This window comes from Mycobacterium sp. VKM Ac-1816D, from assembly GCF_000416385.1.
GTDB classification, from domain to species: Bacteria; Actinomycetota; Actinomycetes; order Mycobacteriales; family Mycobacteriaceae; genus Mycobacterium; species Mycobacterium neoaurum_A.
On sequence record NZ_AOHQ01000072.1, the window covers coordinates 1 to 307 of the forward strand.

At 71.0% G+C, this 307-nt stretch carries 1 pseudogene; it reads left to right on the forward strand.

Annotation, left to right across the window (positions count from 1 at the left end):
- Positions 1 to 307 (forward strand): annotated as a pseudogene (locus tag G154_RS26655) (HNH endonuclease); the annotation flags it as partial.

Genomic DNA, 307 nt, shown 5'->3' on the forward strand with positions numbered 1-307 from the left:
CACCCTCGGCGCCCTCGACACCTACTGCCCCGGCCGCCAAAACGGGCCTGAGTGCCGGGATCACCCTCGACGGCGCGATCATCCCCGCCCACCTACTCGCCGACCTCATCGCAGGCGGCGCCAAAGTCCGGCCCCTGAGCAGCGCAACAGTCCTGGGCTCCGAACCCCGCTACCGCCCCTCGGCCAAGCTAGCGGCCTACGTCCGGATGACCGCGATGACCTGCTGTTTCCCCGGCTGCGGAAAACCCGCCCAACGCTGCGATCTGGACCATGTCGTCGCGTGGCCGGCCGGGGCGACCCATCCGGG